We start from the raw sequence: 7,401 nt of genomic DNA, 5'->3' as shown, positions 1-7,401 counted from the left end.
ACCCGCCAGCTGAACCCGAGGCCGAGGGCAAAGTCACCGGAACCTTCCTTACAGACAGGCGCCAGCGCGCCTTCCTCGACCACCGTGGCCACCCCGGGTGGTGCGGGCCGCGAGGGTTCGGCCCGCACGGCCCGGGGTACGTCATGCAGGTGCCTCTCGCCCGTCCGCTCGTGCTGCTCGCCCTGCTCGGGGGGCTGCTGGGGCTGACCGCACCGGTCCATGCCGACGAGTCCCCCTCGCGCACGGTCCGGGTGGGCACCGAGGGGGTCTACCCGCCGTTCACCTACCGCGACCCGGAGACCAACGAGCTCACCGGCTTCGACGTCGAGGTCATGAAGGCCGTCGGCGAGGAGGCCGGATGGGACGTCGAGTTCGTCGAGGCGCCGTTCGACGCGCTCTTCCCCGCCCTCGACTCGGGCCGCATCGACGTCATCGCCAACCAGGTGACGATCAACCCGGAACGGGAGGCGCGCTACCTCTTCAGCACGCCGTACACCTACTCCCACGGCGTCATCGTCACGGCCGCCGACACCGACGACATCACCTCGCTCGACGACCTCCGGGGGCGCACGACGGCCCAGACGTCCAGCAGCAACTGGGCAGAGGTCGCGCGCGACGCGGGCGCGAAGGTGCAGTACGTCAAGGACTTCGGGCCCGGCGTGGAGCTGCTGATCCAGGGCCGGGTCGACGCGATCGTCAACGACAACATCGCCGTGCTCGACTACCTCGCCACCTCCGGCACCGACCAGGTGAAGATCGCCGGCGACGCCGGCGACGAGACACTCGAGCAGGCGCTGGCCTTCCGGAAGTCCGACGCCCAGCTGCGGCAACAGGCCGACGAGGCGCTGAAGACACTCACCGACGACGGGACGCTCGCCGAGATCTCCGAGAGCTACTTCCAGGCCGACGTCACGCAGCGCGAGGGCTCCGGCGACGTCGAGGTGAAGGGCTCCGACGACCGGTCGACGTGGGAGGTCGTGCAGGACACCGCGTGGCCGATGCTCCGCGGCCTGCTCAAGGGCACGATCCCGCTCACCGTGGTCAGCTTCGTCGTCGGCCTGGTCATCGCCGTCGCCGCCGCCCTCGCCCGGCTGTCGCCGATCAGGGTCCTCGACGGGATCGCCCGGGTCTACATCTCGATCATCCGCGGCACCCCGCTGCTGGTGCAGCTGTTCATCGTCTTCTTCGGGCTCGGCCAGATCGGCATCAAGCTCGACCCGTACGTCGCCGCCGCCCTCGCGTTCAGCCTGAACGTCGGCGGGTACGCCGCCGAGATCGTCCGCGCCTCGATCCTCTCGGTGCCACGCGGGCAGTACGAGGCGGCGACGGTGATCGGCATGGACTACTGGCAGTCGATGCGGCGGATCATCTTCCCGCAGGCGGGCCGGATCGCCGTACCGCCGCTGTCCAACACGCTGCTCTCGCTGATCAAGGACACCTCGCTCGCCTCGTTGGTGCTGGTGCCGGAGCTCTTCCGCGAGGCCGAGGTCACCGCGGCGCTGACCACCGAGTACCTCCCGCTCTACTGCATGGCCGCCCTCTACTACTGGGTGGTCTGCTACCTGGTGACGCTGGCCCAGGGGCCGCTCGAGCGACGACTGGGGAGGTACGCGACATGACCGATCTCCTCGAGGTCCGCGATCTCCGGAAGTCGTTCGGCGACCACCCGGTCCTCCGCGGCGTCGACTTCACGGCGACGGCCGGCACCGCCACGGTCATCCTCGGCCCGTCCGGATCGGGCAAGACCACCGTGCTGCGCTCGCTCAACGTGCTGGAGACCCCCGACGCCGGTGTCGTCCGCATCGACGACGCCGCGCTCGACTTCGCCTCCCCACCGTCCGACAAGGCGGTCTACCGCCGCGCGGTCAGGGCGCTCCGCGCCCGCAGCGGCATGGTCTTCCAGGCCCACAACCTCTTCCCGCACAAGACCGTGATCGGCAACCTCGTCGAGGGCCCGGTCCAGGTCCAGCGCCGCGACCCCGACGAGGCGTACGCCGCCGCCCGCGACCTGCTCGACCAGGTCGGTCTCGCCGGTCGCGAGGACGCCTATCCCTCCCAGCTCTCCGGCGGCCAGCAGCAGCGCGTGGGCATCGCCCGCGCCCTCGCCCTGCGACCCGAGGTCCTCCTCCTCGACGAGCCGACCTCCGCCCTCGACCCCGAGCTCGTCGGCGAGGTCCTCGCCGTCATCCGCGATCTCGCCGCCGAGAACTGGACGCTCGTCATCGTCACCCACGAGGTCCGCTTCGCCCGCGACGTCGCCGACCAGGTCCTCTTCCTCGACGACGGCGTGATCGCCGAGCGTGGCGGCGCCGAGGTCCTCACCGATCCCCGCGAGGAGCGGACCCGACGGTTCCTGGCGCGGATGCTCGACGCCGGGTGAGGCCAGCGCCCGACGTCTGCGACGGCGACGGGGCACCATGGCGGGCATGTCGCTGCGCACCCCGACGCTGCCCACCACTCGACTGCGGCTGCGGCCGGTGGCCGACGACGACGCGGACGCCCTCTTCGCGATGCACAGCAGCGCTCACGTGCTGCGCTACTGGGACTCGCCACCGTGGGCCGAGCGAGCGCGCGCCGAGCGGTTCATCGCGGCGTGCCGGCAGATGGCGGACGAGGACAGCGGGGTGCGACTGGTCATCGAGCACGCTTCCGACCGGGCCTTCGTCGGCTGGTGCAGCCTGAGCCGATGGAACCCGACCTACCGCAGCGCGGCCCTCGGCTACTGCCTCGACGAGCCGGCGTGGGGCCACGGGTTCGCGACGGAGGCCGCGACCGCCGCGCTGCAGTGGGCGTTCGGCACCCTGGACCTCAATCGCGTCCAGGCCGAGACCGACACGCGCAACGCGGCCTCCGCTCGCGTCCTGGAGAAGCTGGGCTTCGTGCGTGAGGGGACGCTGCGCGAGGACTGCGTCGTGAACGGCGACGTGTCGGACTCGTGGGTCTACGGCCTGCTCAGGCGGCAGTGGCACCCGCTCATCGAGCCGTGACCCGGATCCGCGCGCCGCGCCTCGGCACGCTGGTGATGTTGCGGACCTTCGGCTCGTCGCGGCCGACCGCGGCGACGTCGTACGCTGCGAACACCTCACGCAGCACCGCGACGCCCTCCATGAGCGCGAAGCCGGCCCCGATGCAGCGGCGCACGCCGCCACCGAACGGGATCCAGGTGTTGGTGGGCGGGTTGTGGCCGAGGAACCGCTCCGGCCGGAAGACCCACGGATCCTCGTGGTTGTCCTCGCGCTGGTGGGCGATGACGATCGACGGACCGACGGTCGTGCCACGGGGCAGCTGCCAGCCGGCGACCGTCGCCGGCCTCATCAGCGTGCGCACGACCATCGGGATGATCGGGTGGAGGCGCATCGACTCCTTCATCACGGCGTCGAGGAACTCGTCGTCGCCCTCGGTCGCGGCCCGCTGGCACCGGACGAGCAGCTTTGGGTCTCGGCCGGCCTCGTAGAGCGCCCAGGCCAGCGCGCTCGCGGTGGTCTCGTGGCCGGCCAGCAGGAGGGTGACCAGCTGGTCGCGCAGCTCGGTGTCGTCGAGCCGCTCGCCGCCGTCGCCCTGCAGGATCAGCCGCGAGAGCACGTCGGTGCGATCAGCCAGGTCCGGGGCGGTGCGCCGCTCGCGGATCTCGGCGTACATCAGCCGGTCCAGCTCCACCTGGTTCTCGCACGTGCGCCGCCACGGGCCGTACTTCTGCAGCCACGGGTAGCCCCAGCCGAGCAGGATCGCCGGGCTGATGTTGACGGTGGCGTTGACGCGCGGGCGGAGCCGGGCGAGCCGGCTCTCGTCGGTCACCCCGAAGACCACGCGCAGGATCACCTCGAGCGTCAGCGCGTTCATCCGGTCGAGGGAGCGGAAGGTCTCGCCGCTGCGCCAGCGTCCGACCTCGGCCCGGGCGACCTCCGTGACGAGCGACTGGTAGTCGCGCAGCGCGTGGCCGTTGAAGGCCGGCATCAGCAGCTTGCGGGCGCGCTTGTGCTCGGATCCGTCCTGCAGCAGCAGCGAGTGCTCGCCCATGATCGGGCCCAGGATCGCGTTGGCCTTGCCGGCGTGGAACACCTCCGGGTCGCCGGCGAAGATCTCCTTCGCGTGCTCGGGCCGGGTGAAGAACACCAGCGGCCGGCCGCCCGGGGCGAGCCGGACCGTGAAGACGTCGCCGTACTTGCGGCGCAGGTAGGGATGGAACCGGTGCCGGAACCGCAGCAGGCCCGCCGTCTGCACCAGCACCGGCCAGCGCGGGCCCGGCGGCAGCCCGCGCGAGTCGACGGGCGGCAACCGGTCCTGGTTGCCGGGGCTCATCTTCCGGAACCGCTGTGTCGTGAGCTGGTCGACGTCGTCCAGGGTCGTCACCGTGCCGACGGTACGCCGGCTATTGAAAACGCGTCAATAAGCGGGGCTGGTCGGCGTCGGCGGAAGTTGTAACGCGGTGTTGTGGGAACTACTCGCCCGTTATGACGGGTCAGCAGTTCCCACAACACCCCGTTACAGCCGTCAGCGGGCGCCGAGCACCTGCCGCAGGAACATCACCTGGTGGGCCACGGCGGGCTCGTGCCACTGCTTGCCCGGCCACACGTCGAAGTGGTCGCAGGGGTAGTGCCGCACCTGGGCGCGGCCGGCGAACGCGGCCTTGGCGCTGGCCCGCGGCGGCGCGCTCCGGTCGAAGTCGGCGATCTGCACGAGCAGCGGCGCGCGGACGTCGGCGGCCGCCTTGCCCGGACGGTGGCTGCCGAGCTCGAGACCGACGGCGGCGTCGATCTCGTTGCGCCAGGTCGGTCCGGCGATCGCCAGGTAGTCCTCGAGGCAGCCGTCGAGCGTGAGCGCGCCGAGCTCCCCCGGGCGGGCGACGACCGGCATCATCCGCGGACGTCCGAGACGGGACCGCAGGCCCAGCACGGTCGAGCGCGCCATCGCCGCCGGCGTGTGGTGCGCGAGCGCGTGCCGGCCGGCGGCCAGGCCGTCGACGAGCGGGGTCAGGGAGACCACGGCGGCGACGTCGTCGCGGTGCGCGGCCGCCGCCAGCACATGGCCGCCCGAGAGCGAGACGCCCCAGAGCACCAGGCGTCGCGGGTCGACGCCGGGCTGCCGCGCCGCGGCGGCCGACGCGGCGCGGTAGTCCTCGAGCTGGCCAGCCATCGACACCGTCTGACGCGGCTCTCCGGCCGAGGCCCCGAAGCCCCGGTAGTCGAACGCCACGACGTCGAGACCGGCGGCGGCCAGCGCTTCGGCGAACGCCACCAGACCGGAGTCGACCGTGCCCGCGAGTCCGTGCGCCATCACGACCACCGGTCGCCCGGCGTCGCTCGCCCACGCGTCGCCCTCACCGGTGAAGTGCCGCGCGACGCACTCGGCCCGCGCCGCCCCCGCGCCGGAGAGGAACGTGATCTCGGCGTGCTTCATGCGGTCCTCCCGTAGATGCTCGTCATCCAGACGTGCACGACCGCGTCGAGGTGCGGCTCGAGGTCGGTGCCCTCGACGGCGTGCACGACACGCGCGAGCGTGCGGTCGTTGAGGTCGAGCAACGCCGTGGCCAGCGCCCGCGGGTCGGGTCCGTCGGGCGCGGCGCCCGACTCCCGCTCGGAGGCGATCAGGTCGGCGACGACCTCGACGTACGACTGCTGGAAGGCGTCCCACTGGTCGCGCACGGCGGGGCTCGCCGCGCGGGCGTCCAGGATCGCTCGATAGAGGTGGGTGCGCTGCGCCCAGCCGTGGAAGATCGCGTCGATCGCCGAGGAGATGCGGTCGCGCACCGTGCCGTCGCCGCCGAGCACGTCCGCGGCGTCGAAGCCCTCGGCGTACATCTCCTCGTAGAGCGCCGCGACGGCCGCCGCCTTGTTGTCGAAGTAGAAGTAGAACGCCGAGCGCGTAACGCCCGCGCGAGCGGAGATGTCGGCGATGTTGATGTCGTCGAGGCGGTGGCCCCGGAGGTGCTCCTCGAGCGCGGAGAGGAGCGCGGAGCGGCGCTCGTCGCCCCTGGCGAGGTTCACGACGCCGCCCACGCGCGCGCCCGCCGACGACCCTCCGGCAGCTCCCTGGTGCGCATCTGGTGCTCGTAGACGAAGTAGTCGAGCTGGTGGGTGTGCCGGGGCCGGTCGAGCATGTGGCCCATGTAGAGCCGGTCGTCGGCCCGGATCACCCGGTGCATCTCGTCGATCGACGGAGGCACGTACTCCCCCACGGCGTACGCCGCGATCAGCCGCGCCTGGCTCTCGACGAAGGGGAAGAGCGTCGGCGTCGCCTGGGCGAAGCCGGCGAACAGCAGGTCGTCGATGCCGGGCCTGATGATGCGCTTGTAGAGGTCGATCCTGTTCCCGGGAGCGCTGATGAAGCCGGGGTCGAAGAACGGGAAGGTGAGGTTGTAGCCGGTGGCGGAGACGATCACGTCGAAGTCGGCGGCGGTGCCGTCCTCGAAGTGCACGGTCTCCCCGTCGAGCCGCGCGACGTTGCCCTTCGGCGTCACGTCACCCGACTTCAGGCGCAGCGGCAGCTCGCCGGACTGGGTCGGGTGCGCCTCGAAGAACCTGTGGTTGGGCGCGGGCAGCCCGTAGAGGGTCGGATCGGAGTAGGTGAACCGCTGGCCCCACTGCGCCACCTTGCGCTGCCACGACAGCGGGAGCTGCGGGATCGTCCGGTAGTTCATGTCGGCCGCCTTGCCGGCGACCAGCTTCGGCACGATCCACGCGCTGCTGCGGGTCGAGAGCGTCACCTCGTTGCGCAGCGCCCGCTGCGAGAGCTCGACGGTGATGTCGGCCGCGCTGTTGCCGAGGCCGACGACCAGGATCCGCTTGTCCATCAGGTGCAGCGGCGTCCACGGGTCGACGTAGTGGTGGGAGTGGATGGTCTCCCCGCTGAACTCGCCGGGGAAGTCGGCCGACCGCGGGTCCCAGTGGTGGCCGTTGGCGACCACGAGCAGGTCGAAGTGCCGGGTCTCGCCGCGCTGCGTCCGTAGCTCCCATCCACCGCCCGCGAGCCGCTCGGCGTGCACCACGCCGTTCTGGAACTCGATGCGCTCGCGGACGCCGAACGCGTCGGCGTACGCGTCGAGGTAGTCCTTGATCAGGGTGTGGTGCGGGAAGTCGGGATAGTCGTCGGGCATCGGGAAGTCGCGGAACGACAGCTGGTGCTTCGAGGTGTCGATGTGCAGGGAGCGGTAGGCGCTGCTGTGCCCGTTGGGGTTGCCGAACGCCCAGTTGCCGCCGACCCGGTCGGAGGACTCGAACGCGGTGTAGGGGACGCCGTAGTCGCCGAGCATCTTGCTCGCCGTGAGCCCGCTGATGCCGGCGCCGATCACGGCGGTCGTCGGTCGGGTCACCGGTGCTCCTGACGTCAGTGGAACCTGTTCTAATTGCGGACGCTAGGCCCTAGATTGACACGCGTCAACTGGCACCTCGCGGCATCCGGGTC

The 7,401-nt window shown here is 71.4% G+C and carries 7 protein-coding genes; 3 read left to right on the top strand and 4 right to left on the bottom strand.

Annotation, left to right across the window (positions count from 1 at the left end):
• From PZ894_RS01890 to PZ894_RS01880, 3 genes are all read left to right on the top strand, one after another.
• The coding region (locus PZ894_RS01890) for an ABC transporter substrate-binding protein/permease (protein WP_345799129.1) at positions 1-1,619 on the top strand (1,619 nt) is incomplete at its 5' end.
• Positions 1,616-2,380: an amino acid ABC transporter ATP-binding protein gene (locus tag PZ894_RS01885; RefSeq protein WP_275741902.1), complete on the top strand. Its 765-nt coding sequence runs from the start codon at positions 1,616-1,618 to the stop codon at positions 2,378-2,380. The genes PZ894_RS01890 and PZ894_RS01885, both read left to right, overlap by 4 nt.
• A gap of 46 nt (positions 2,381-2,426) precedes the next feature.
• The gene (locus tag PZ894_RS01880) at positions 2,427-2,987 is read left to right on the top strand and encodes a GNAT family protein (RefSeq protein ID WP_275741900.1); all 561 of its coding nucleotides are present in this window, start codon (positions 2,427-2,429) and stop codon (positions 2,985-2,987) included.
• Here PZ894_RS01880 and PZ894_RS01875 read toward each other — a convergent pair.
• The 4 genes from PZ894_RS01875 to PZ894_RS01860 form a co-directional block, all read right to left on the bottom strand.
• Positions 2,974-4,350 carry a cytochrome P450 gene (locus PZ894_RS01875; RefSeq protein WP_275741898.1) on the bottom strand — a complete coding sequence of 459 codons (1,377 nt, stop codon included), beginning with the start codon at positions 4,348-4,350 and terminating at the stop codon, positions 2,974-2,976. The two genes, PZ894_RS01880 and PZ894_RS01875, sit on opposite strands and share 14 nt — an antisense overlap.
• 141 nt (positions 4,351-4,491) lie before the next feature.
• Complete coding sequence (locus tag PZ894_RS01870) at positions 4,492-5,397, bottom strand: alpha/beta fold hydrolase (protein ID WP_275741896.1); 906 nt, start codon at positions 5,395-5,397, stop codon at positions 4,492-4,494.
• Positions 5,394-5,984 carry a TetR/AcrR family transcriptional regulator gene (locus PZ894_RS01865; RefSeq protein ID WP_275741894.1) on the bottom strand — a complete coding sequence of 197 codons (591 nt, stop codon included), beginning with the start codon at positions 5,982-5,984 and terminating at the stop codon, positions 5,394-5,396. The genes PZ894_RS01870 and PZ894_RS01865 overlap by 4 nt, the downstream gene beginning before the upstream one ends.
• Positions 5,981-7,309, bottom strand: a complete 1,329-nt coding sequence (locus tag PZ894_RS01860) for an NAD(P)-binding domain-containing protein (protein WP_275741891.1) — start codon at positions 7,307-7,309, stop codon at positions 5,981-5,983. Before PZ894_RS01860 ends, PZ894_RS01865 begins: the two co-directional genes overlap by 4 nt.
• Positions 7,310-7,401: the final 92 nt, after the last annotated feature.

The sequence above is a fragment of the Nocardioides sp. YIM 152315 genome, assembly GCF_029210375.1.
In the GTDB taxonomy this organism is placed as follows: domain Bacteria; phylum Actinomycetota; class Actinomycetes; order Propionibacteriales; family Nocardioidaceae; genus Nocardioides.
Note: the sequence above shows the minus strand (reverse complement) of the source record. Positions and strands in the feature narration are given on the sequence as shown.